A 23916-nucleotide genomic window follows, 5' to 3' on the forward strand; every position below is an offset into this window, starting at 1 on the left:
GATCATAAGACAGACTCGTATTATTAACGGGTTTCAATTAATAGCATTAAGGCATTACTAAATAACGCCTTACAACACATAGCCAACACTGAATATGATTTTGACAGATACGATCTATGATGATTGCACTTACAAACGGGGGAAACTTTATTACCCTCACAGACCAAAGTTAGAAAATATTCACAGCTTCATGATGAAGAGAAAAGAACACAGCACGGGCCGGCTCAGAGCTTTCTGTGGAATCCGGCGGCAACCCAACAGGAGGAACAGACATGAGAGACGAGTATAAGATGAAAGCCAGAATGCTTTGGCTCAAGTTTGGAATTATCGGGCTCTTTCTGAGCGGATTATTTCTCGTGATTGGTGGATACATCATTTACACGCAGTTTCGCATTGATGTGCCCGCCAAACACTTTGCCGTCTTAACCAGAAAAACTGGGATCGATCTTACGAACGATCAAGAAATCTCGCCGGACGCCACTCTGAAGGAAGCAGTCCACAAAGGCCTGCAGCGAGAAGTGCTGCCGGAAGGACGCTACTTTTATAACTGTTACCACTGGAACTGGGAAATTTATCCGATGGTTGAAATCCCGGCTGACTCGATGGGAGTTCGCATTCGCCTGTACGGCGAAGATCTGCCCCCGGGAGATTTCATGTCAACCAGCGAAAAACACAAAGGGATCATCGAGGAAGTCCTCAAACCGGGTCGTTATGCAATCAACGCACTTGTGATCGACCGGATCACCAAGAAACCGATTGGTCCACCTCGAGTGAAAAGTGACTACATCGAGATCATCGAACTCTGGGAACCCAAAGTGATTCCGGCCGGATATAAAGGTATCGTCACTAATCTGGCGGGCCCCATGCCGGAGGACCCGAATCAACTTCTGGTAGAAGCCGATCATCGTGGACCGCAGAAAGCGACCCTGGACGAGGGAACGTATTATCTCAATCCCTATACCATTCGGATCAATGCCATCGATACGCGTTCGCTGCGGTTTGACCTGTCACAGGGAGGCGTAATGATGTTTCCCAGTAAGGATGGCTTTCCGATTACCCTCGACGGCGTGATCGAGTTTCGTGTGATACCGGAAACGGCGGCTCAAACCTATGTAACCTACAATGATGTTTCTAACGATGAACTCACTTCTACGGAAATCGCGGATGAAATCATCAACAAGGTCATCATGCCAAACGCGCGGGCATTCTGTCGTTTACGCGGTTCCAATACCAGTGCCCGCGAATTTATTGGTGGCGAAACCCGAGCAGCCTTCCAGAAAGAGTTTCAAACCAAAATCACCGAAACCTGCAAAGAACAAGGCATTGAGATTGTACAAGCACTGATTACCACGATTAAACCACCCGAAGCGATTGCAGAACCGTTACGTGATCGGGAACTTGCCGTCCAAAAGAAAGGGCAATACAAACAGGAAACGTTGCAGAAAGAACAGGAAGCGGTACTGGCAACGGAAACCGCATTAATCGAACAGAAGAAAGAACTGATTAATGCGGAACGTGAGATCATTAAGAAAATCACACTGGCGAAACAGGAACAGGGTGTTGCTCTTGAAGAAGCGGAGCGAGACAAAGAAGTGGCACAAGAAGAGCTCGAAGCCGCCAAAGATAAAGCCCTGGCGATTCTGGCAAAGTCACGTGCAGAAGCAGCCGTAATCGGATTTGAGAATATCGCTGATGCCGCCGGATGGAAACGGACGGTAGAAGCCTTCGGTGGCGATGGATCCAGTTTTGGTCGCTACGTTCTTTATCAGAAGCTCGCACCGGGTTTCAAGAAAATCATGACCAATACGGCAGACTCTCCACTGATGAGGGTGTTTGATAATTTCGTGGATGAAAAACAGGGAACACCTCAACCTGTTCCCTCGAAAACAACAAACAAGTAAATCTGCCCAATAGAAAAACAAACTAATCAACCAATTCTCTTCAGGAGAAGACTGATGAATAAAATCAAAATATTAACGATCCCGATTACGATTTTACTGCTGTTACTGCTCATGGCGGGTCTTGCCTTTCACTGGACAATAGACCGGATCTATGTCGAAGAAGGCCAAAGCCTGCAGTTGCGTTACAAAGGGCCGCTTCTATTTGGCAGTCGAATCAAAGCAGAGCCCGGCATGTGGGCCAAAGAAGGACAGATGGGCGTACAGGCAGAATTACGCGGCCCCGGGCGGCATTTCTACTGTCCCATCTGGTGGGAACGTAAAATTGTCGATGACGTTGTAATCAAACCCGGAGAAATCGGCGAAGTCACATGTAAACTGGGAAAGAACCTCGAAGGGGCGAACTTCCTCGTTGATGGTGACATTGGAAATACGGAATACAAAGGGGTGCTCCGCAAGGTCCTGCATCCCGGACGTTACCGAATTAATCCGTACGGATACACTGTCGAAGTGAAGAAACAAATCGATTTCACATCCGGCCAATCCAATAAAGTGGCAGGCTGGGTTGAGATCCCGACCGGGTATGTGGGCGTCGTCACTCAACTGTCAGACAATAAAGCCACTGGTGTTAAAAAAGGCGTTCAGGAAGAGGTGCTTCCTCCTGGAAACTATCCGATCAACGGACGTGAGCAACAAATCGATATCGTGGAAATCGGCTTCCGTCACAGTACCATTCGAGTAGAAGTCAAACGTGATGCCGAGGGGAATACTCTTGTCGATGAAAACGGAGAACCTCTGATTGCTGATACGCACAGCGGAATCGCATTTCCGAGTGCAGACGGTTTTCCCATGCACATTGACTTCACCGGGATCTGGGGTTTAATGCCCAGCCAGGCTCCCCACGCAGTTCGTACATTCGGGAATGTGGATCAGGTTGAGAAAAAGGTTGTGTTACCGCAGATTGAATCTATCTGCCGGAATAATGGATCGGAATACAAGGCGGTCCAGCTACTGGTGGGTAGTGATCGAGAGGTCTATCAGAAAACCTGCCTGGAACAGTTTCATGGTGTGCTGGACGACAAAGAGATCACGCTGTTGTACGGCCTGGTTCGCCACGTGTATATTCCCAAACAGGTACGTGAACCGATCCAGATGGCTTTCATTGCGGATGAAATGAAACTCACTCGGGAAGAAGAACAGACCACAGCGCAAGAAGAAGCCAAACTGCGTGAAGCGGAAAATAAAGTTGGTCTGGCGACAGATACCGTGGACGCGGATACCGAAAAGCAAGTAGAAGAAGCCAAAGCCGGCGGGGCACGCGAGGCCGCGAAGATCAACGCCGAAACAGAAAAAAAGGTCGCAGCGATTGACAAAGAGACCGAAGAGTTGAAAGCGCAGGCGGCCACAATTCTGGGTGAAGCGACAAACGAAGGCAAGAAAATGGTGGAAGAAGCCAAAGCGGACCGGTTTAAACTGGCCGTGGAAGCGTTTGGATCAGCCAAAGCCTACAATGACTGGTTCTTTGCCACAAACCTGCCTGAAGACGTGGATCTCAATTTTCTGTACGCGGGCGAAGGAACGCTGTGGACCGACATGAACGGAGTCAATGGTGGATTCGGCGTGCGGGCAACGATTCCTCTGAAACCGGATTCAAGTACCGTGCACAGAACCAGTTCAAAGTAGTAACCGTTGGTTAGCACTAGCAACGGCCATACAAGGTGGCTTGTTTTTTAATTTCTACCACGAAAAGCACGAAAGACACGAAATTCTTTTGAATGGGTTTATTTTTCGTGCTTTTGTGGTTAGCAAACGCTTGTGGTAAGCGCATAAAAAAGTCTGCACAGCGGAGCATGACTCCTGCTGTGCAGACAGAACGTTTTTATCCAATGAGTGTTATTTCAGCTCTTTGATTTTGATGTTGCGCCAACTGACCTGCTTGCCGATTTTCTTTGGATCATTTCCGACACCGTGCACCTGGAGGGCGATGAAGCCTTCCGGGGTCAGACCGTCTTTCAGATCAGCGGCGGGGACGCCGTTAATCCAGGTCTTGATGGAATCGCCTTTGCAGACAATTCGGTAATGATTCCATTCATTCTGCTTGAACGCTTTCTGGGCAGCTTTGTTATCAGCCAGATTGTTCAACCAGCCACGCCGGGCTTCATCGTAAATCCCACCCGACCAGGCGCGTTTAGAAGGGTCGATTTCAACCTGATAGCCGTGAACACGACCAGCGGGAATTTTCTTTTTTGTCTCTTTGCCTTTGGCGTCTTTGATTTTAATGACCTTGTCTTCATCGAACACATTACTGCGAATCTGAATGCCTGAGTTCAACAGCGGATCGACTTTAAAATCGACCTCCAACTCAAAGTCGCCGTACTTCTTTTTTGTGCAGAGGAAGCTGTTGGAGGTCTTCGGAACCGAGGTACCGACGATCGTGTCACCGACAATTTCATATTTGGCCTTCCCCCCCTGCTGAACCCAGCCGTCGAGAGTCTTGCCGTCAAACAGAGGAGTGAAGCCTTTGTCGCCGGCATAGCTTGTTACATTGCACAGTAATGCGATACAGATCGCGGAAAAAGTCAGGTGATGTTTCATGGTGTATCCATCATGTTAAGTGGTTTAAAAAGAGTTTTAGCTTCAACATTTTGTCAGAGAACATTATGACCTGTCCCTCAGGATGATTCCAGTCATTTGACTCAGTTTCCGAACAGAATCGAGATCGCGCTGATCACGATTCAATTCGTTTCATTATCGAACCCGTCTGAGAATCAGCAGACGAAAATCCATGACCTGATCGCCTGGAATTTCCAGTGCACGCAGGGTTAACGGGCCGGTTCCCTGAGACAATTTAATCTTCCCCAGTACCATTGGCTTGAAGTCTTTGACAAACGATTCTGACCGTTTGGCGCGATCCTGCGCTGCTCCCTGAAGTGGCGGGTCATGGGCCTCTGTGATCTTTCCTTGAACTTTGCTGCCGTTGAAACTCAGTTCAACGGTCGAACCGATGTCAGTCTGAGGGCAGGTATAGTACAGCATCGCTTCGTAGGTTCCCCCCTCAACTACTTTCGCATTCCAGGTGATGCTGTCTTCAGTATTGGTCCAATGATAAAAAAAGGAACAGTTCGGGTGACGTGAGGAGCGTTTGATTCCGCCGTGTGAGAGGGCATCGCGGGCCGGCAGTTGTGTGGTTGGTGCGCCGCCATACCCGATTAAAAACGGTCGCGTATCTTTCGTATAGCCATCCGGCCAGACTGACTTTTTCCAGGCTTCGACCGCCTGTTTGAGTTTTGCGGTGACCTCGGGCTGCTGCTTGGCGATGTCGTTTCGCTGACCGGGATCTTTTGTCATATCATAGAGCTGACCTTTATGTGACAGGCGGTACTGATCGGTGCGAACGCTGGTCCGCTGACGCAAGCTTGAGAAAATCATGCGGTCCGGCCAATCAGATACTGCATCCATCATGAGTGGTTTAAGACTGACACCATCAATGGGTTTCGGCTCGGGGCGCGGAATTCCTGCCAGATCGGTCAACGTAGGCAACAGATCAATCGCACCAGCGATCTTGTCGACTTCATGACCGGCGGGCAGGTGACCTGTCCAGCGGATGACGAACGGCGAACGAACTCCCCCTTCATCGAGCGAACCTTTCTTGCCTTTCATATCCCCATTCCAGCGAAATCCATTTGGGCCGTTGTCTGAGAAATAAATCACAATCGTATCATCGGCGATTCCCAGCCGGTTGAGTTGTTTCAGGACACGTCCAACGTTCCAGTCGACGTTCTCACACATCGCCAGGGCGGCACGGAGATGGTCGGGTTGTTCTTTTCCAGGCTCCCGATTATGCATTTCCAGTTTCTTATCTGCAAAGCGATCCCAGAACCGATCGGGGACCTGCATCGGAGAGTGAGGTGTGCAGTACGGAATATAAGTGAAAAAAGGCTTGTTGTTTTGAACCTGTTTTTTAATAAACGCCATCGCCTTGTCTGTCAGATCGTCGGTGATATAGCCGTTGCCCTTCACAAAGGTCCCATTGTGATCCAGCATCGGACTGAAATAGTGCCCCCAGTGACCGGATGTGAAACCGTAATATTCCTCGAATCCTTTCGCATTCGGGTGGTTGGGATACTGTGTTCCATTGTGCCATTTCCCGAATGCACCGGTGGCGTATCCCGCTTTTTTGAAGACTTGAGCAATGGTAAATTCATCCGAATTAAAACGTTCTTCGCCTTTTGAAACTCCCGTAGTACCTGTGCGGGCGTGGTAGCGTCCCGTCAGAAATGCAGCACGCGTGGGAGCACAGACTGCGCCGACATAAAATCGGTTAAACCGCACACCGTCTCGAACCAGTGAATCGATATTCGGCGTATACAAATTCGTATTTCCATTATGGCTCACATCGCCCCAACCCTGATCGTCCGCCAGGAACACGACGATATTGGGATGCTGCGTTTTGTCCCCTGCAGGTTCAGACGAGGATCGCTTCGTTTGTGTTGAGGCTTTTTCCTCTGCCGACAGGCCACTGGTGAGAACGCAAGCCAGCATACCTAGAGTGATAATCAATTTCATTTGGGTGCTCTTAAGTGAGTAATGATTAAGATCCGACTTCGAAATCGGATAAAAATAAGTATCGTGGAGGGGAAACGTTACTCGTCTCCCCTTTCGAACTTTTCATGATACTGCATCCTATTATGAAGCTGTAGCGAAATCACGTGATTTCTAAAAAGCGAACCAAGCTCCTACGGGCGTTCACAGAGAACTTTGAATACGACTGATGAGGAAAGCAGATTGAAGACAACATTTATCAAACAGATTTAGTGTTGTAGACGAGCCAGTCTGATCCGGGTAAAATATTAAGAGTCGTTGATCCAATTTACATGCTTCTGATCCTTGATTTTATGACAGGTGATCCCATGTCGCATTTACCCTGGAAGCCAATTCGTCTGCGAAATCTGGAACAGCAGATCGACCAGGCCTTTGATGAACTGATTCATGGTCAATGGGGGCTCGCTGGCCCCAGCGGTGTCTGGCAGCCGGACATCGACATTTATGAAACCACAGACAGTTATTTTGTAGAAGCCGATGTGCCCGGCGTCCCCCCTGAAGAAATTCATGTGGAAGTAGATCAGTATTCGCTGGCGATCTCCGGAACCAGGCGATCTGGTTGTGTCGAGAAATCAGCGCAAGGCGTCTGTATTGAACGTCGGAAAGGGAGTTTTTACCGTCGTTTTTCTCTCGATCAGGCAATTGATCCTCACCATGTGAAACGAGAAACTCAGTCGGGAACACTGATCTTGAAAATCCCCAAACTGAAACAAAAGTAACAACCCCGATCTTGCCGACCAGCCGAGGAAACTCATGACGAACACCACGGAATATCGCGAACTGAGTAAGGGTGAAGTCACTTTAGATATTGATCCTGAATCGTTCGGTTTCAAGACAACAGCCGAATTAGAACCGTTGACCGAAATCGTCGGTCAGCCTCGTGCGTTAAGGGCCCTTGATCTGGGAACCGGAATTCGCCATCCCAATTACCATATCTACATTGCCGGGCTGGTAGGAACGGGCCGCATGGATCTGGTGACCCATGCATTGCGTGAACGGGTCCTTGATGATTCCACCCCTCCGGACTGGGTCTATGTCAACAATTTTGATGAACCAGATTGTCCGCTGGCAATCAGTCTTCCTGCAGGTCAAGGAGTCCAGCTGCGTGGGGATATGGAAACGCTGATCGAACAATTGCAGGAATCTCTGCCAAAAGCGTTCAAAGAAGAAGACTTTGGCAAAGAAAAAGAAAAACTTCGACAGATCTATCGCAAGCGCGGCGATGAAGTCTTCGACAAACTCCTCAAGCTGGCAGAACAACACGGCATGACAGTCCAGCAACTCCCGGACGGACAAATTTTGTTCATCCCGCTCAAAGATAACCGTCCCATGACGCAGAAAGAGATTGAGCAACTGACGCCTGAGGAAATGAAAGTTCTGGACAGCCACCAGGACGAACTGGTGGAAATGGCCGGTCGAGTGCTGCAGGAACAACGGGAAATTCAGCGGCAACTTTCGACCGACGTTCGTGAAGTGGCGCAGCGATTTGCCGTTCATCTCGTGGAACCACTTGTTGTGGAACTCCAACAAAAGTACGACAACCCCAAACTCAGCCTGTGGTTTGACCATCTCAAGTCACATATCATTGACCATTTGAACCTGTTCCGTGATGTATCTGATATGCCGCCTCAAGTTGCGGCGATGATGATGGGTGAGGGAGCGACCGACCCGGAACAGCGTTTTCTGGAATACCACATCAACGTGGTCGTGGATAACAGCCAGTTGAAAGAACCGCCGATCATTGTGGAAGACGCGCCCAATTACCGAAACCTGTTCGGTACGATCGAGCGGGTCGTGGATCGTGCCGGTCGCGTGATTACCAATTTCACGCGGATTAAATCAGGCAGTATCCTGAAGGCGAATGGCGGCTACCTGGTGATCAACCTGATGGATGCGATCATTGAACCATTTGTCTGGAAAGAATTGAAACGGACACTGAAAAGCCGGTCGCTCGGCATTCAGGTACAGGATCCGTTTGCCATGTTTACTGTGACCGCCCTGCAACCCGAACCGATTCCGCTGAATGTGCGTCTGGTTGCGCTGGGTGAACCGTTAATCTACCATCTGCTTTATCTGCACGATGAAGACTTCCGGGAAATATTTCGCGTGAAAGCCGACTTTGATCCGGAAATGAATCGAGATACCGAAACGGGCTTGATTTATGGGCGTCTGATCCGTCAGCTTTCAGAAAAAGAAGAGTTACTTCCCTTCGATGCAGCGGCGATCGCCGAGCTGGTTTGTGTTGGTGCGCGGCTGGCGAGTGATCAGAAAAAAGTGACTTCGGTCTTCAGTCACATCGCAGATGTAGCACGCGAAGCCAGTTTCTGGGCCAGCAAGAAAAAGCTCAAAGTCGTCAAAGCCAAATACATTCGCCAGGCGGTGCAGGAGCGAGTCTATCGCTCTGATTTGATCGCCGAAAAAATTCGAGGACTGATTGCAGACGGCACGCTATTGATCCAGGTGGAAGGCTCTGAAGTCAGTCAGATCAATGGGTTGGCTGTGGCTGACTTGGGAGACTATGCATTTGGACGCCCTTCCCGTTTGACAGCCAGTGTGGGCGTCGGAACGGCCGGCATCATTAACATTGAGCGTGAAAGCCGAATGAGCGGCAATACCTTTGATAAAGGCATGCTGATTCTGGAGGGACTGTTACGCAATTATTATGCTGGCGAGCAACCTCTTACCCTGTCCGCCAGTATTGCGATGGAGCAAAGCTACGGCGGCGTCGATGGAGATAGTGCTTCGGTCGCAGAACTACTCTGTCTGCTTAGTGCGCTGGCCGATGTCCCCCTGCGTCAGGATATTGCCGTCACGGGGTCGATCAATCAATGGGGTGAAGTGCAGGCAATTGGAGGCGTGAATGAAAAGATTGAAGGTTTCTTTGATGTGTGTAATGAATACGGACTGACGGGAACTCAGGGAGTCTGCATCCCGGAATCGAACGCGCAGAATCTTGTATTGCGAGCCGAAGTTGTCAAAGCGATTCAAAAAAAGCAGTTTCACGTCTGGGCCATTTCAGACGTGGATCAGGCCATCGAGTTATTCACTGGCATGAAACCCGGTGACATTTCTGACAAACGCAGTTTTCATGGTCGCGTGCTGGAACGGTTGACCGAAATTGCCACTCTACTGGAAAAGCAGATGCTGACTGATACTGGCCGTCTGCTGTGGACGCCTGGTACTCTCCTGCCTCCTCCCCCTGATCCCAGACCACCAATGCCAGGGCAATAAACGGGAAGCCAATTCGATGACAGAACGAACCATCCTGGCGCTGGGAGGCAATGCGTTTGCGAAACCGGGAGCCCCGCTCACAATGGCCCGGCAGTTTGAATTTGCCAGGCAGGTATTTCAGTCTCTTTCCCCGTTACTGATGGGTGATCGCGAATTAATCATTTCTCATGGCAATGGTCCGCAGGTGGGGCATATGCTGATTCGAGTCGAGGAAGCACTGGGGAAAGCCTATGCGGTTCCCCTGGAAGTCTGCGTTGCGGAATCTGAAGGAGAACTGGGGTACGTGATTACGCAAACGCTCCATAACGTTCTGGATGAAGGGGAACGGCATCGCCCGATTGCGTCAATTCTGACACAGGTTGTAGTAGATCATAATGACCCCGCCTTCGAGCACCCGACAAAAGCAATTGGTCCCTTCTACACCGCCGCCCAGGCGGATGAAATCCGTCAACGCGGTTTTCCGTTACGAGACGAGGGAGAACGTGGTTTCCGGCGAATCGTTCCTTCCCCCCATCCGCGAGAGATTATTGACGTTGATGTGATTGCGTCATTACTTCGCGATGGTGTGCTTGTAGTCGCTGCAGGCGGAGGCGGAATTCCGGTCATTCGCGATGGAAATCGACTGCGGGGAGTAGAAGCAGTCGTCGACAAGGACCTGACTTCTGCGCTGCTGGGCACGTTGATCGAGGCACAACTGCTTTTGATTCTAACCAATGTTCCTTGTGCGTATCGCGAATTCAACACACCCGAACAAAGTCCAATCGGCAGAATCGGAATCTCTGAAGCACAACGCATGCTTGATGAGGGACATTTTGGCGAAGGGAGTATGCAGCCGAAGATCGAAGCAGGAATCCAGTTTTCCCGCCGCCCTAACTGCCGCACCATTATCTGTAACATCGACACTCTTGAGCAGGCGTTACAGGGGCGATCAGGAACGATCATAGAACACGACTGAAAAGAAAGATTGAGTTTATGCCCTCGAAATTCAAATGTCTCATCGCTGGAGCGGCTGGCCGTGACTTTCATGATTTTCAGACCTTCTTTCGCAAGCATCCTGAATTCCATGTTTGTGCTTTTACAGCCACTCAAATTCCATTTATTGATGCGCGTGTTTTTCCACAATCACTGGCAGGGCCGGACTACGATTCTGATATTCCCATTTTTCCAGAAGAACAGTTGCCGGAACTCATCAACCGGTTTGAAATCGACTTCGTTTTCCTGGCCTACAGTGACCTCGCCTACGACACGGTGATGCATACCGCCTCGCTCGTGCAGTCGTGTGGAGCAAGCTTCGTGCTACTGGGACCGAATCAGTTTCAACTGAAATCAATCAAGCCTGTCATCGCGGTCACGGCCGTCAGAACAGGTGCCGGGAAAAGTCCGCTGACACGCTGGATTGCCAGCCAACTGGTTGAATGGGGACGAACGCCGGGCATCATTCGACATCCAATGCCTTATGGAGATCTGGAACAACAGCGCTGCCAGCGTTTCGCTACCGAAGACGATCTAGACGCGAATCATTGTACGATTGAGGAACGCGAGGAATACGAGCCCTACCTGGAAATGGGACTTCCCATTTTTGCAGGCGTCGATTACGAACTGATTCTGCGAACCGCCGAACAGGAAGCGGACATCATCTTGTGGGATGGAGGCAACAATGATTTCTCATTTATCAAACCGGATTTGCTGATCACTGTTGCCGACGCCTTACGCCCCGGACACGAAGTGCATTATTACCCTGGCGAATCAAATCTGAGAATGGCGGACGTGATTGTAATTAATAAAGTCGCTGCTGCAGAAGCAGACCACATTTCACAAATCAAGGCAAATATCAAGCGTTTGAATCCGAACGCGGCAGTGATGGAATCGAATCTGGAAATAGTCGTTGAACAACCTGAGCAAATTGCGAATCGGAGTGTGCTGGTGGTTGAAGATGGCCCGACCCTGCTCCACGGCGGGATGGCAACAGGGGCTGGCTATTGTGCGGCAATTCAGTTTCAGGCGAAGCAGGTGATTGATCCGCGCGCGTTCGCTGTTGGTAGCGTTGCCAAGGCGTTTCAACAATACCCACACATGGGATCAATCTTACCTGCACTCGGATACTCCGAGAGGCAGCGAGCGGAATTAAGTCAGACGATTCAGGCCTCCCAGGCCGATCTGATTATCGACGCCACCCCGGCCGGTCTGTCTCATGTCATCCAGACGTCCATTCCCATCGTTCGAGTCCGGTACGAATTCCAGCAGTCTTCCGGGACTTCCCTGCAACGCATGATCCAAGAATTTGCAGGCCGGTAAGTCCCTGATAGATCTCACTCATTACAGACATCCGCCAGACCATTCTCTCCATGGACAGGGATGCTCAAGACGCATCAATTTTGGGCAAAGCTTGTTTATCCTCTAAGCAGATTGGCTCCCTGAAAATGGATCCAGGTGAAGAATCACCTGCGAACTCACCAGTTTCCACTTCGATAGCATATTCTCGTATCTATATATTTAACAATTAGTTACACACATCGATCACAGAACGATCTGAATCCATTTTTGAAATTAAGCATAAAAGATCGCACATAAGTGTTTCCCCTCCACTTAATTAGCATTATTTTGTAATAATACTTAATTATGGCATTTAAGTTGCTGTATCTTAAGTCCTCACAAACAAGCTTGCCCTCCTCTCCTTCCACAGGAAACTGATTATGAACTACCGATCCCATTTAAAACGAGGTTTTACTTTAATTGAATTACTCGTGGTGATTGCCATCATCGCGATTCTGATTGCGTTACTGCTACCGGCAGTCCAGCAGGCGCGTGAAGCAGCCCGCCGCTCAACTTGCAAAAACAATATGAAACAACTCGGACTGGCTTTGCACAACTACAATGATAATTTCACCGTCTTACCGATCGGTTCACAAACCGGCTCTTTCCCCAACTGGCGTGTTGGTGTCCTGCCTTATCTGGATCAGGCAAATGTCTACAATCTGTTAACCAGGGCCAACGGCTATTGGGCGCATTCAGGGTTTCCCGGAAACACGGTTCTATATTCCGTTCGTCTCCCCGTCTATAAATGTCCTTCAAATCCGTATGGCATGACCAACACGACCGATTTCAATTACTCTGCCAGTAATGCGGACGCCAGTCTGCAAAGTATGATTATTGACTATGTTGGTATCTCGGGGGCAACGCCGGACCCTGCAGGTCGAACGAATGTATGTACGGGAGATATTCTGGCAAGCAGTTCCAGTAACTGTAATACGGGAATGCTGGTTCCTTTTGAAAGCAAGCGATTTCGCGATTGCACAGACGGAACCACCAATACCATCATCCTGGCAGAACAATCGGGTCAAGTGAGTGGTACTCAGAAAAGTGCAAATGCGCTGGGTGCATGGCATGGCTGGGCTAATTCCAGTCTTTCAGCCTGGAATGCACGGACTCCCATGCCACTCAGTGCAGGTGGTTTCTGGTATGCCGCTGGTACCACCACGGTTCGCTACCCACCGAATGCATATTGGAAATCTACCGCCCCTGGGCCAGGAAACAGTCGTTATTCTGCCAATACGATTATTAACTCGCATCATGTCGGAGGCGTACATGCCGTATTAGCTGATGGCTCCGTTCGATTTCTTTCTGAAAACATCGACATGGATACGCTCAGACAATTGTGTGTTCGCGATGATGGAAAAGTGATAGGAGAATATTAATCTCTCTTAAACTTCTTTTCTAACTCCCCTGATTCTCGATCAGGGGAGCCAGACAACTTCCTTCCCACCAAACAACGCTGCTGGAAAAATCATGAAATATATCCCGTTTTCCCCTTCCGCATTTCGACAACTCAGTCTGACAGGACTCTTAATTCTATTCCTTGTAGGTCTCAACAGTTGTGATCATTCGCCAGGTTCAGAGAAACCAAGAGGTGATGTTACGATCCGGATTACAAACGGCAGCGCCCCTGTCGTAGATGCACAGGTCGATCTTGTGAATGAACAAACGGGGGAAGGTGGAGGTGGCACTCTCGATGCCGAGGGAAAAACAACGATGACAATGGTGGCACTGGGATCATACACCGTCACCATCAATCCCCCTGCTGAGGAACCGGTAATCCCCGGTATCGAAACAGCTCCCAAACCGAAAGTAGCTCTCCCCATCCCCAAGCAGGCACAAAAAATTGCCACCAGCCCCTATAAGGTCGAAGTGGGCTCAGGGACGAATGACTTTACCTTTGATCTGAAATCGATTGCAGATTAAGGAACTTCGTTGATTTTTTTTGTTTTTATATTTATGAAATGCTGGCATTCCCCTCCGATTCACGAATTATGCCTTTTGATCTATGCACGGTGAATCAAGAACTGCTACCCTATGGACTTACGTGTGAAATTGCCTGGCAAACAACAAGTTCCCATTTTGTCTACAGATTATGCTGCGTAGACAACAAAACTAACAGAGCTCTACTCAGACTACATTTGCCTAAATAACAGGCATGCTTCTTGGAGAGCTGCTGACACATTGCGCGAAAGGATCTTGAAAAATCCGCTAAATCAAGATATTTCGTCACTGATTCTTGTAAACAGCGAATAAGCACCAGCAACGGCACGCAATCTGCTTTAAATCTATTTCATATAGTGAAATTACAGCAATTCCGTCCAAAAACGCTCGTTGAGGAATCCAGTTAATGAGGCTAGCTCCCTACCAGTCTGGCGAAAGTTTTGATGAAATGTTTGCCCCCGATGGTCAGCCGCGACCCAGTGGGGAAAAGTTTGTAGAGCGGCTGCAAACGCTCTCAGAAGGTAGTTTGCAGCAACGGCAAAAAACAGCCGACCTCAGTCTGCAGAACATGGGGATTACTTTCAATGTTTACGGACATGAAGCGGGTACCGAAAAAGTCTGGCCTTTCGACCTTCTCCCGCGGATCATTGACGCACATGAATGGAAAATGGTCGAAAGCGGACTGCGCCAGCGAATTCACGCTCTGAACCTGTTTGTTGATGATCTCTACAATGACTGCAAAATAATAAAAGACGGCAAAATCCCAGAAGAATTGGTCCAGTCTTCCAAAACATTGCGTCCTCAATGCAAAGGATATCGCCCCCCGCAGGGAGTCTGGTGCCATATCACCGGCGTTGACCTGATCCGTGATCGTGATGGACAGATTTACGTTCTGGAAGACAACCTGCGTTGTCCTTCCGGCGTATCGTACGTGCTTGAAAATCGCGAGTTAATGAAGCGGACATTCTCACACGTCTTTCAAGGCATGTCTGTCGCACCGATCGAAGATTATCCCGAACAACTTCTGAAAACATTACTGGACTGCGCACCGGAAGGGGTGACCGATCCGACAGCCGTCGTACTCACACCAGGTATCTACAATTCGGCCTATTTTGAGCATACGTTTCTAGCTCAGCAAATGGGGGTCGAGCTGGTCCAGGGTACTGACCTGGTTGTTGAAAACGGCTACGTCCATATGAAAACGACGCGAGGCTTAAGTCGCGTCGATGTTATCTATCGTCGGATCGATGATGACTTTATTGACCCCAAATGTTTTCGCCCTGATTCTGCTCTGGGTGTCGACCATTTGATGGATGTCTGTCGGGCAGGACGCGTGACTTTAGCAAATGCCCCCGGTACCGGAGTCGCCGACGATAAAGCCGTTTACGCCTATGTACCGGACATCATAAAATATTATCTCGGTGAAGAAATTATTCTGCCCAACGTTCCCACACATCTGTGTTCTGATGAAAAGCAACGGAATCATGTGCTTGGAAATCTCGACAAACTTGTTGTGAAACCCACGAACGAATCGGGCGGGTATGGAATTTTGATGGGCCCTCAGTCCTCACAAGCAGAACGAGACAAATGTGCCGACGCGATTCGGGCCAATCCTCGCGAGTGGATTGCCCAACCGATGTTGAACCTCTCGACTGTCCCGACACTGGTCGAAGACGAACTCAAGCCACGGCACGTGGATTTGCGTCCGTTCGTCCTCTGTGGAAAAGACATTTATGTGATGCCGGGCGGACTGACGCGAGTGGCTTTGAAAGAGGGGTCAATGGTCGTCAACTCGTCGCAAGGTGGTGGTAGCAAAGATACGTGGATCCTGCGAAACGGTAACTCAATCCCTGAGCCGCACATTTCACGAGCAGCCTGGGAGGACAAGAATGCTTAGTCGAGTCGCGAATTCTGTTTACTGGTTGAGTCGCTATGTCGAGCGCGCGGAGAACGTCGCACGCTTTATCGACGTCAACTACAATCTGACCCTGGGAGAAACCGACACACTCGGCAACCAGTGGGCCCCCTTGATCTTCACAACCGGTGATCAAGCCATATATGAAGAACAATACAAAGATTTCAGCCGCGAGAATGTTTTAAAGTTCCTTTTATTTGATAAGGAAAATCCCAATTCCATTCTCTCCTGTGCCTCATTTGCCCGCGAAAATGCCCGCACCATCCGCGAGATTATTCCTTCGGTCGTCTGGGAACAGTTAAACCAGTTCTTTTTCATGGTCCGCTCGGCGGCCAGTCTTGAAGCAACACTGGACCAGCCGCAAGAATTTTGTGAACGTGTGCGACTGGCTAGTCATATGCTGGTTGGTGCAACTGACGCCACCATGTCTCACGGTGAAGCGTGGCATTTTTCACGCGTTGGACGAATGATCGAACGGGCCGATAAAACATCGCGAATCGTCGATGTGCAATACTACATTTTACTTCCCGACGCGCACGATGTCGGTTCTGCACTCGATGTCGTTCGCTGGTCGGCTTTACTGCAATCTGCCAGTGCCCTGGCCATGTATCGACGCCAATACGGTAAGATTCTTCCAGACCACGTCGCTGATTTTCTGATTCTTGACAGCCGGTTTCCCCGTTCAATGCACTTCTGCCTAGCCAAAGCACAACAGTCGTTAAGAAGTATTACAGGCAGCACCGCAGGCACGTTTCTTAACCTGACCGAACAACGCATCGGCCTGTTATGTGCGAATATGGATTACACCAGTATCGAGAATATCATTCAACAAGGGTTGCACCAATATATCGACGGCTTTCAGAAACAGTTGAATCTCGTTGGTGAAGCGATTCAGGATGACTTTTTCACATCGAAACAGTCATCACAAACTCAGGTCCAGACTTCTGAGACAGTCAGCCAGACGCAGTCGAATTACTGAATCCGACATACATAAGAACGTATTTTAATTTTTCAAACTGAATGATGATACAACATGATCCGCATTGCATTAAATCACAAATCAATTTATCAGTATGATCGTAGCGTGGAACTGGCGCCACAAGTCGTCCGCCTGCGTCCTGCGCCACACTGTCGCACTCCGATCTGCAGCTATTCGCTTCGTGTCACTCCGGAAGAGCATTTTGTCAACTGGCTGCAGGACCCGCACAGCAACCATCTTGCCCGGCTGATTTTCCCCGAAAAAACACGCCACCTGCAAGTGGAAATCGATCTCGTCGCGGAAATGACCGTGGTCAATCCATTTGATTTCTTCCTCGAACCGGAGGCGATGGAATATCCGTTCCAATACGAAGCAAGCCTGGCAAAAGATTTACAGCCATTCCTGGCTAAGATCGAACCGGGACCGGAATTTACTGCCCTGATCAATTCCATCGATCGCTCCGAGATCAAAACAATCGATTTTCTGGTTGGTCTGAATCAACGTTTGCAGGAAATGATTCGCTATGTCATTCGGATGGAACACGGGGTCCAGTCACCGGAAGAAACATTAAAACTGTCCAGCGGTTCGTGCCGCGACAGCGCCTGGCTGCTGGTACAACTCCTGCGACATCTGGGACTCGCTTCCCGGTTCGTCTCCGGATATCTGATTCAGCTCAAGCCCGACGTCGAGTCACTCGATGGCCCCTCAGGTGCCGCGGAAGACTTTACCGATTTGCACGCCTGGACTGAAGTCTTTCTGCCTGGCGCCGGCTGGATCGGGCTTGATCCGACATCCGGTTTACTGGCTGGTGAAGGACATATTCCACTAGCATGTACCCCAGAGCCCTCCAATGCGGCCCCCATCAGCGGGAACGTAGGAAAATGCGAAGTCGAATTTCGGCATGAAATGTCTGTGACCCGCGTTCATGAAGACGCCCGGATCACGAAACCCTACACAGAAGAAGAGTGGCAGCGGATCGAATCAGTTGGTCACGAGGTCGATGAGCAGCTAGAAAACAATGACGTACGATTAACTATGGGGGGAGAACCGACGTTCGTTTCCATTGATGATATGGAAGGAGATGAATGGAAAACCGCCGCCGTTGGTCCGACAAAACGACGTCTGTCAGGAAATCTGATTGAACTGCTGCGACAGCGGTTTGCCCCGGACGGCCTGATCCACTATGGACAGGGAAAATGGTATCCCGGTGAATCTTTGCCTCGCTGGGCTATGACATGCATGTGGAGAACAGACGGGCAACCGATCTGGAAAAATGTGCGGCTGCTCGCCGATCCGGATCAGGATAATGGTATCAGTATCAAACACGCCCAACTTTTTGCAGAACGATTCTCAAAACGACTGGGGCTCAATTCCGAACATGCGACACTCGCTTATGAAGATGCGATGTATTACTTATGGAAAGAGCGTCGGCTGGCCGTGAATGTCGACGTTTTAAATTCTGATCTTGAAGATGAAGAAGAACGAATTCGCCTGGCGCGTGTTTTTGAGCAGGGTCTGGATTCCCCCGTAGGTTGCCTGCTCCCTTTAATGCACCAGTGGTGGAATGCCAAACCGCGTTGGCGAAGCGGTCACTGGCCGGTTCGATCCGAGAATCTGTTTCTGATTCCAGGCGACTCTCCCATGGGACTTCGACTGCCTCTGGATTCTCTACCTGCTCCTACTTCGGGTGAGTATTCTCCCGTGCCGGTCGTCCCCTTTGAAGAAACAGAAGCGCTGCCGGATTACGAACGATTGCGTCAGCACGCCGCATTTCAGCGTCCCGCACACAAGTCAAACGGTCGTGTTCAGCATCAGGTTCTGCAGCGAGCTGGCTCGGGTGCTGTACTCGAGAAACCGCTTGAAGAAGAACAAACAGATACAGAACCTCCCTCAGAAGAATCTGGAATCATTCGCACTGCGATGTGCTTTGAACCGCGAGAAGGCAACCTGCATGTTTTCATGCCTCCCGTAGACCGACTCGAAAGTTACCTGGAACTGGTCACAGAGATCGAACTGACCGCGGAAGAACTGGATATTCCCGTCATTCTGGAAGGCTACCTTCCGCCGACTGACTATCGATTACAACACATTAAAGTTACCCCTGACCCGGGAGTGATTGAAGTCAACGTGCAACCGGCCCACAACTGGCAGGAACTGGTCGAAATCACAGCCGGGGTCTACGAAGACGCACGCCATACGCGACTGGGTACCGAACAATTCGATCTGGACGGCACGCACACTGGCACCGGTGGCGGGAATCACATTGTATTGGGTTCCCACACACCTCATGACAGTCCATTTTTACGCCGCCCGGACCTGCTGCGAAGTCTGCTTGCCTACTGGCATAATCACCCTTCACTCTCGTATTATTTTTCAGGACGGTTTATTGGACCGACCAGCCAGGCCCCGCGAGTCGACGAAGGCCGACGCGATGCGACATACGAATTGCAGATTGCATTTGAGCAGATTCCCGAAAAAGGCGATTGCCCCCCCTGGCTGGTGGATCGTGTGTTCCGGCATCTGCTGGTCGACCTGACAGGCAATACGCACCGCGCAGAATTCTGTATTGATAAGCTGTACTCTCCCGACAGTGCTACGGGCCGATTGGGGCTGGTGGAATTTCGTGGATTCGAGATGCCGCCTCATTGGCAGATGAGTTTGACGCAGCAACTGCTGCTCCGCGCACTAGTCGCCCGCTTCTGGAAAAAACCATATACACCGGATCTGGTCGATTGGAATACGTCAATTCATGATCGCTGGTTATTGCCACATTTTATCCACCAGGATTTTGAAGACGTCATTGAAGAATTGTTTGAGGAAGGATTCCCGCTGGAAGCAAACTGGTTTGAACCACACTATGAATTTCGATTTCCTTTCATTGGTGAAATTCAAAATCGGGGAATTCATGTGGAACTGAGAACTGCCATCGAGCCTTGGTACGTACTAGGTGAAGAACCCGCGGGGGGTGCAACGGCACGGTTTGTTGATTCTTCGGTTCAACGCTTACAAGTGAAAGTGCGAGGGATGTCGAACGGACGTCATATCCTGTTATGCAACGGTCGAAAAATTCCGCTGCATTCAACGGGCACGGAAGGAGAATTTGTCGCCGGGGTACGTTATCGTGCCTGGCAGCCGCCCAGTTGCCTGCATCCCACCATTCCGGTCGACGAGCCGCTGGTGTTTGACATACTGGACACCTGGGTGAACCGTTCGGTAGGAGGCTGTACTTACCATGTCGGCCATCCGGGAGGACTCAATCCCGGAACGTTCCCTGTGAACGCTTATGAAGCAGAAGGTCGCCGCGCAGCCCGCTTTTTCAAGATGGGACACACGGGAGGCACGAAAGCAATCCCTGCAGATGAGAAAAACCCTCTATTTCCGATGACACTTGACCTTCGCCGGAACCGAGGCATTGTATAAAATAACGGCAATCCGGTTTGCAGCAACAACTGCCTCCGGGTTGCCTTATTTTCTACCAGTTGCTTTCCCCATCAAATCAGATGTCGTAAAGCGACTGGTTGATCTACATACTTTTCTTTAGGAACAAGAGTGAACGTGTCGACACATCCACTTTCCGTGAACAATATATTCCAAGGCTACGCTCCCCCCGGAGGTGTCTTCGACGAATTCATGATGGATGCCACTCAGCCGCGTCCGCATTCGAAATTATTTCTTGATGCCGTTGTTAAAATTGGTCGTGACGAGTTCGAACATCGCTGGCAGCAGGCACAACGCACGGTACAAGCCAATGATTTTGCCTATAGTGGCTATGTCACCCCGGAAGATAAACCACGTCCGTGGGAACTGGATGCGATTCCCTTTCTGATTTCCGCTGATGAATGGAATCAAGTTTCAACGGCTCTGGAACAACGTGCCCAGTTACTGAACCTGATCCTGAAAGACCTGTATGGCAAACAATCCTTATTGAAGGAGGGAGTTTTACCGCCGGAACTGGTTTTCTCTCATCCTGGATTTCTGCGCGCCTACCAGCGAGAAGATCTGCCAAACGACCGCTTTCTACATTTTTATGCGGCTGATCTGGCACGTGCTCCCAACGGTGAGTGGTGGGTTCTGGCAGATCGAACAGAAGCAGCATCAGGCATCGGTTTCGCTTTGGAAAATCGCATTCTGACTTCGCGCATGTTTCCGGATCTGTTTCAACAATACCATGTTGAACGACTGGCACCATTTTTTATCGCCGCGCAGGAAACGCTGCATAACTTGGCCCCCCAAAGACAAGAAAACCCGCGGGTCGTACTGTTGAGTCATGGACCAACGAGCCCCAATTACTTTGAGGATGCTTATCTGGCACGCTATCTGGGTTACACACTTGTGGAAGGGGGAGACCTGGCTGTCCGTAAAAATCAAGTGATGCTGAAAACGCTCGGCGGTCTGATTCCGGTAGACGTCATTTTCAGACGACAAAACAGCAGTGATTGCGACGCACTGGAACTGGATGCGTCTTCCAGTTTGGGTGTCGCCGGACTCACCCAGGCGGCACGGTCAGGACAAGTCGGAATCGCGAATGCACTAGGCAGCGGCTTACTTGAATCCGCTGCCTTCATGGCCTTTATGCCACGCCTGTCACAATCACTTTTGGGAAAAGACCTGTTGATACCCGGCGTGGCCTCGTGGTGGTGCGGCCTGCCGGATCAATTGAATTATGTGCTCAAGAACCTCGAGAAACTGATTATTCAACCCGCATTTCGCATCCGTGGAAAGGACACTCCCTCACTGGAGTCATTGAACCAGATGTCTCCGAAAAAGTTGACGGAATTAATCAAGGCAAACCCAAAACAATTTGCCGCACAGGAAAAAGTGATGCGATCCAGTGTGCCAGTCTGGCGCGGAAAAATCCAGCCAGCTCATCTGGCTCTGCGTGCGTATGCAGTTGCCAGCGGCGACTCTTATACAGTTATGCGAGGCGCACTGGCACGAACCTCTTCTGCCCTTGATCCACTGGAAGTTTCGATTCGTAAAGGAGAAGGCAGTAAAGACGCCTGGGTATTATCAGACAGTCCGGTCGAACATGTAACGCTGCTGAAAGAACAGGGACGCACGATCAAACTACGTCGCAGTGGTTCCGAACTCCCCAGTCGTGCAGCGGACAATATCTTCTGGTTAGGACGCCACCTGGAACGGGCAGAAGCACTGGCACGATTGCTGCGTGCCGCCGTCAATCGGATGAGTGGCGAAACCCGCTTTACGAGCGATGTTGAATTGCCAGTACTATTGCGGTGTCTGGCCGATCAAGGTCAAATCGAACCAGGTTATGCCATTGATAAAATGCGCAACCAGATGCCGCCGATTGAACATGTCTTACCAACTTCCGTATTTGACAAAACACAATCCGCGTCGTTGCGTTCTGTGATTGGTGAACTTTTCCGACTGGGATCAATCGTACGAGACCGAATTTCGCTTGATACGTGGCGGATTATCCGTCGCATTGACAAAGGGTTTCTTCCGGAACGATTCGGCGTTACCAACCTGGCAGATGTCTTGACGAAAACCGACGATCTGATTACCGAGCTCTCCGCATTCAGTGGTATTATCATGGAAAGTATGACTCGGACCCAGGCGTTTCGATTTCTCGAACTAGGCCGCCGGGTAGAACGGTCTTTTCAAATTATCAGCCTCGTCAAGAACTGCTTTATCCCGATGCCGGAAGCACAAGGACCGATATTCGAAACCGTGCTGGAAGTTGCTGACAGTCTAATGACCTACCGCTCGCGCTATCTGGCCAACCTGCAATTAGCAGCGGTCCTTGATCTTTTATTAACAGATGAAACAAACCCGCGTTCTCTGGTATTCCAATTCATGCAGCTTTCCAAACATGTGGAACGACTGCCACGCAATCACGAACAACCGGGTTATACGGCAGAACAAAGACTGGCCATGACGTTACTGCATTCGGTTCGAATGTTAGATATCCAGGAGGCAGCAGAAGCACATAGTCTGGGTGACTATGAACCACTCGAACGTCTGATTGAAACCTGGGAGTTTCAGTTACCCAAACTTTCGGAGGCGATTTCACACCGGTATCTCGTGCATGCTGTTCCTTCTCACCAACTCTCAGACATCAGCCCGCAATGAAATATAAAATCACACACACTACAAAATATGCCTATTCCCAGGCGGTGCCGGTCTGCCATAACCTGGTGCATCTGGCTCCGCGAGAATTGCCGCATCAAAAGTGCCATGAATTCAAGCTGCTGATTCATCCTGATCCCTTCAGTATTACGAACCGTAAAGATTACTTCGGTAACGATGTCTCATACTTTTCGATCGATCAACCGCATCTGGGGCTGACCGTGACGGCGACGAGTCATGTTGTGGTTTCTCCCGTCCCCAAAATCTCAGAACATGAAACACCCGCGTGGGAGGCTGTCGTTACTCAACTGGAAAAAGACCGATCCCCGGAAACACTCGACGCGTATCAGTTTGTTTTTAATTCTGCGGGTGTGAAGCTGTTTCCCGAGCTACTGGATTATGCGAAAGTTTCATTCGAGAAGGATCGCCCGATCTTAGCGGCGGTGACAGATCTGACAGCACGCATTCATCAAGATTTTAAATATGATCCGCGTGCGACAACCGTGCATACCGAAATCAATGAAGTTTTTGAACAACGCCATGGTGTCTGCCAGGACTTTGCCCATTTTCAGATCGGCTGCCTGCGTTCACTGGGTCTGGCGGCACGATATGTGAGCGGCTATCTAAGAACGGAACCGCCACCGGGCAAACCGCGTCTTGTAGGAGCCGATGCCTCACACGCGTGGCTCTCGGTATACTGTGGCGAAAAAGCAGGCTGGATTGATCTCGACCCGACAAATAATGTCCCCGCCTCAACTGACCATGTTACAGTCGCCTGGGGGCGAGATTATTACGACGTCTGTCCGATCCAGGGAACGATTGTCGGAGGTGGCGAACATCGCATGAACGTTTCTGTAGACGTCGCTCCCGAAGAAGTTTCTCCCACATAAAAACGGGAGTCATCCTGTTTGAACGCAGACTCCCGGGAGTGCATGCCGATGAGA

Annotated in this window: 15 protein-coding genes; 13 read left to right on the forward strand and 2 right to left on the reverse strand. The window is 50.1% G+C overall.

What is annotated here, in order from left to right; genetic code table 11:
* The first annotated feature begins 272 nt into the window (after nt 1-272).
* Together Pan241w_RS19900 and Pan241w_RS19905 are read left to right on the forward strand one after the other, a co-directional pair.
* Nucleotides 273-1901, forward strand: coding sequence for an SPFH domain-containing protein (locus tag Pan241w_RS19900; protein ID WP_145219223.1), 1629 nt, complete (start codon nt 273-275; stop codon nt 1899-1901).
* 54 nt (nt 1902-1955) lie between these two features.
* On the forward strand, nt 1956-3581 hold the full coding sequence (locus Pan241w_RS19905; protein WP_145219225.1) for an SPFH domain-containing protein: 1626 nt from the start codon (nt 1956-1958) through the stop codon (nt 3579-3581).
* A 210-nt stretch (nt 3582-3791) separates the two neighbouring features.
* Here Pan241w_RS19905 and Pan241w_RS19910 read toward each other — a convergent pair whose 3' ends face one another.
* Both Pan241w_RS19910 and Pan241w_RS19915 read right to left on the reverse strand, forming a co-directional pair.
* Nucleotides 3792-4493, reverse strand: a complete 702-nt coding sequence (locus Pan241w_RS19910; protein WP_145219227.1) for a 3-keto-disaccharide hydrolase — start codon at nt 4491-4493, stop codon at nt 3792-3794.
* A gap of 153 nt (nt 4494-4646) precedes the next feature.
* Complete coding sequence (locus Pan241w_RS19915; protein ID WP_145219229.1) at nt 4647-6464, reverse strand: arylsulfatase; 1818 nt, start codon at nt 6462-6464, stop codon at nt 4647-4649.
* 344 nt (nt 6465-6808) lie between these two features.
* On the opposite strand from Pan241w_RS19915, the gene Pan241w_RS19920 reads away from it, so the two are divergent.
* From Pan241w_RS19920 to Pan241w_RS19970, 11 genes are all read left to right on the forward strand, one after another.
* Complete coding sequence (locus Pan241w_RS19920; protein WP_198000041.1) at nt 6809-7219, forward strand: Hsp20/alpha crystallin family protein; 411 nt, start codon at nt 6809-6811, stop codon at nt 7217-7219.
* A 34-nt stretch (nt 7220-7253) separates the two neighbouring features.
* Complete coding sequence (locus Pan241w_RS19925) at nt 7254-9731, forward strand: Lon protease family protein (protein WP_145219233.1); 2478 nt, start codon at nt 7254-7256, stop codon at nt 9729-9731.
* Between the two features lie 16 nt (nt 9732-9747).
* Nucleotides 9748-10686 carry a carbamate kinase gene (locus tag Pan241w_RS19930; RefSeq protein ID WP_145219235.1) on the forward strand — a complete coding sequence of 313 codons (939 nt, stop codon included), beginning with the start codon at nt 9748-9750 and terminating at the stop codon, nt 10684-10686.
* 17 nt (nt 10687-10703) lie between these two features.
* Nucleotides 10704-12026 carry a cyclic 2,3-diphosphoglycerate synthase gene (locus Pan241w_RS19935; RefSeq protein WP_145219237.1) on the forward strand — a complete coding sequence of 441 codons (1323 nt, stop codon included), beginning with the start codon at nt 10704-10706 and terminating at the stop codon, nt 12024-12026.
* 398 nt (nt 12027-12424) lie between these two features.
* Nucleotides 12425-13426: a DUF1559 domain-containing protein gene (locus Pan241w_RS19940; RefSeq protein ID WP_315940497.1), complete on the forward strand. Its 1002-nt coding sequence runs from the start codon at nt 12425-12427 to the stop codon at nt 13424-13426.
* A gap of 91 nt (nt 13427-13517) precedes the next feature.
* A complete protein-coding gene (locus Pan241w_RS19945; RefSeq protein ID WP_145219241.1) occupies nt 13518-13970 on the forward strand; it encodes a carboxypeptidase-like regulatory domain-containing protein in 453 nt (150 codons plus the stop codon).
* Between the two features lie 424 nt (nt 13971-14394).
* Nucleotides 14395-15885 carry a circularly permuted type 2 ATP-grasp protein gene (locus Pan241w_RS19950; RefSeq protein ID WP_145219243.1) on the forward strand — a complete coding sequence of 497 codons (1491 nt, stop codon included), beginning with the start codon at nt 14395-14397 and terminating at the stop codon, nt 15883-15885.
* The gene (locus tag Pan241w_RS19955; RefSeq protein ID WP_145219245.1) at nt 15878-16882 is read left to right on the forward strand and encodes an alpha-E domain-containing protein; all 1005 of its coding nucleotides are present in this window, start codon (nt 15878-15880) and stop codon (nt 16880-16882) included. Before Pan241w_RS19950 ends, Pan241w_RS19955 begins: the two co-directional genes overlap by 8 nt.
* Before the next feature lie 54 nt (nt 16883-16936).
* The gene (locus tag Pan241w_RS19960) at nt 16937-20302 is read left to right on the forward strand and encodes a transglutaminase family protein (protein WP_145219247.1); all 3366 of its coding nucleotides are present in this window, start codon (nt 16937-16939) and stop codon (nt 20300-20302) included.
* 135 nt (nt 20303-20437) lie between these two features.
* The gene (locus tag Pan241w_RS19965) at nt 20438-22975 is read left to right on the forward strand and encodes a circularly permuted type 2 ATP-grasp protein (RefSeq protein WP_232107206.1); all 2538 of its coding nucleotides are present in this window, start codon (nt 20438-20440) and stop codon (nt 22973-22975) included.
* A complete protein-coding gene (locus Pan241w_RS19970) occupies nt 22972-23862 on the forward strand; it encodes a transglutaminase family protein (RefSeq protein WP_145219251.1) in 891 nt (296 codons plus the stop codon). The genes Pan241w_RS19965 and Pan241w_RS19970 overlap by 4 nt, the downstream gene beginning before the upstream one ends.
* Nucleotides 23863-23916 lie beyond the last annotated feature (54 nt).

The sequence above is a fragment of the Gimesia alba genome (genome assembly GCF_007744675.1).
GTDB lineage: Bacteria > Planctomycetota > Planctomycetia > Planctomycetales > Planctomycetaceae > Gimesia > Gimesia alba.

Bases quoted from the DNA above. Each gene is read 5' to 3' on its own strand.
- Pan241w_RS19900 (WP_145219223.1), top strand. From the start codon at position 273: ATGAGAGACGAGTATAAGATGAAAGCCAGAATGCTTTGGCTCAAGTTT.
- Pan241w_RS19905 (WP_145219225.1), top strand. From the start codon at position 1,956: ATGAATAAAATCAAAATATTAACGATCCCGATTACGATTTTACTGCTG.
- Pan241w_RS19910 (WP_145219227.1), bottom strand. From the start codon at position 4,493: ATGAAACATCACCTGACTTTTTCCGCGATCTGTATCGCATTACTGTGC.
- Pan241w_RS19915 (WP_145219229.1), bottom strand. From the start codon at position 6,464: ATGAAATTGATTATCACTCTAGGTATGCTGGCTTGCGTTCTCACCAGT.
- Pan241w_RS19920 (WP_198000041.1), top strand. From the start codon at position 6,809: ATGTCGCATTTACCCTGGAAGCCAATTCGTCTGCGAAATCTGGAACAG.
- Pan241w_RS19925 (WP_145219233.1), top strand. From the start codon at position 7,254: ATGACGAACACCACGGAATATCGCGAACTGAGTAAGGGTGAAGTCACT.
- Pan241w_RS19930 (WP_145219235.1), top strand. From the start codon at position 9,748: ATGACAGAACGAACCATCCTGGCGCTGGGAGGCAATGCGTTTGCGAAA.
- Pan241w_RS19935 (WP_145219237.1), top strand. From the start codon at position 10,704: ATGCCCTCGAAATTCAAATGTCTCATCGCTGGAGCGGCTGGCCGTGAC.
- Pan241w_RS19940 (WP_315940497.1), top strand. From the start codon at position 12,425: ATGAACTACCGATCCCATTTAAAACGAGGTTTTACTTTAATTGAATTA.
- Pan241w_RS19945 (WP_145219241.1), top strand. From the start codon at position 13,518: ATGAAATATATCCCGTTTTCCCCTTCCGCATTTCGACAACTCAGTCTG.
- Pan241w_RS19950 (WP_145219243.1), top strand. From the start codon at position 14,395: ATGAGGCTAGCTCCCTACCAGTCTGGCGAAAGTTTTGATGAAATGTTT.
- Pan241w_RS19955 (WP_145219245.1), top strand. From the start codon at position 15,878: ATGCTTAGTCGAGTCGCGAATTCTGTTTACTGGTTGAGTCGCTATGTC.
- Pan241w_RS19960 (WP_145219247.1), top strand. From the start codon at position 16,937: ATGATCCGCATTGCATTAAATCACAAATCAATTTATCAGTATGATCGT.
- Pan241w_RS19970 (WP_145219251.1), top strand. From the start codon at position 22,972: ATGAAATATAAAATCACACACACTACAAAATATGCCTATTCCCAGGCG.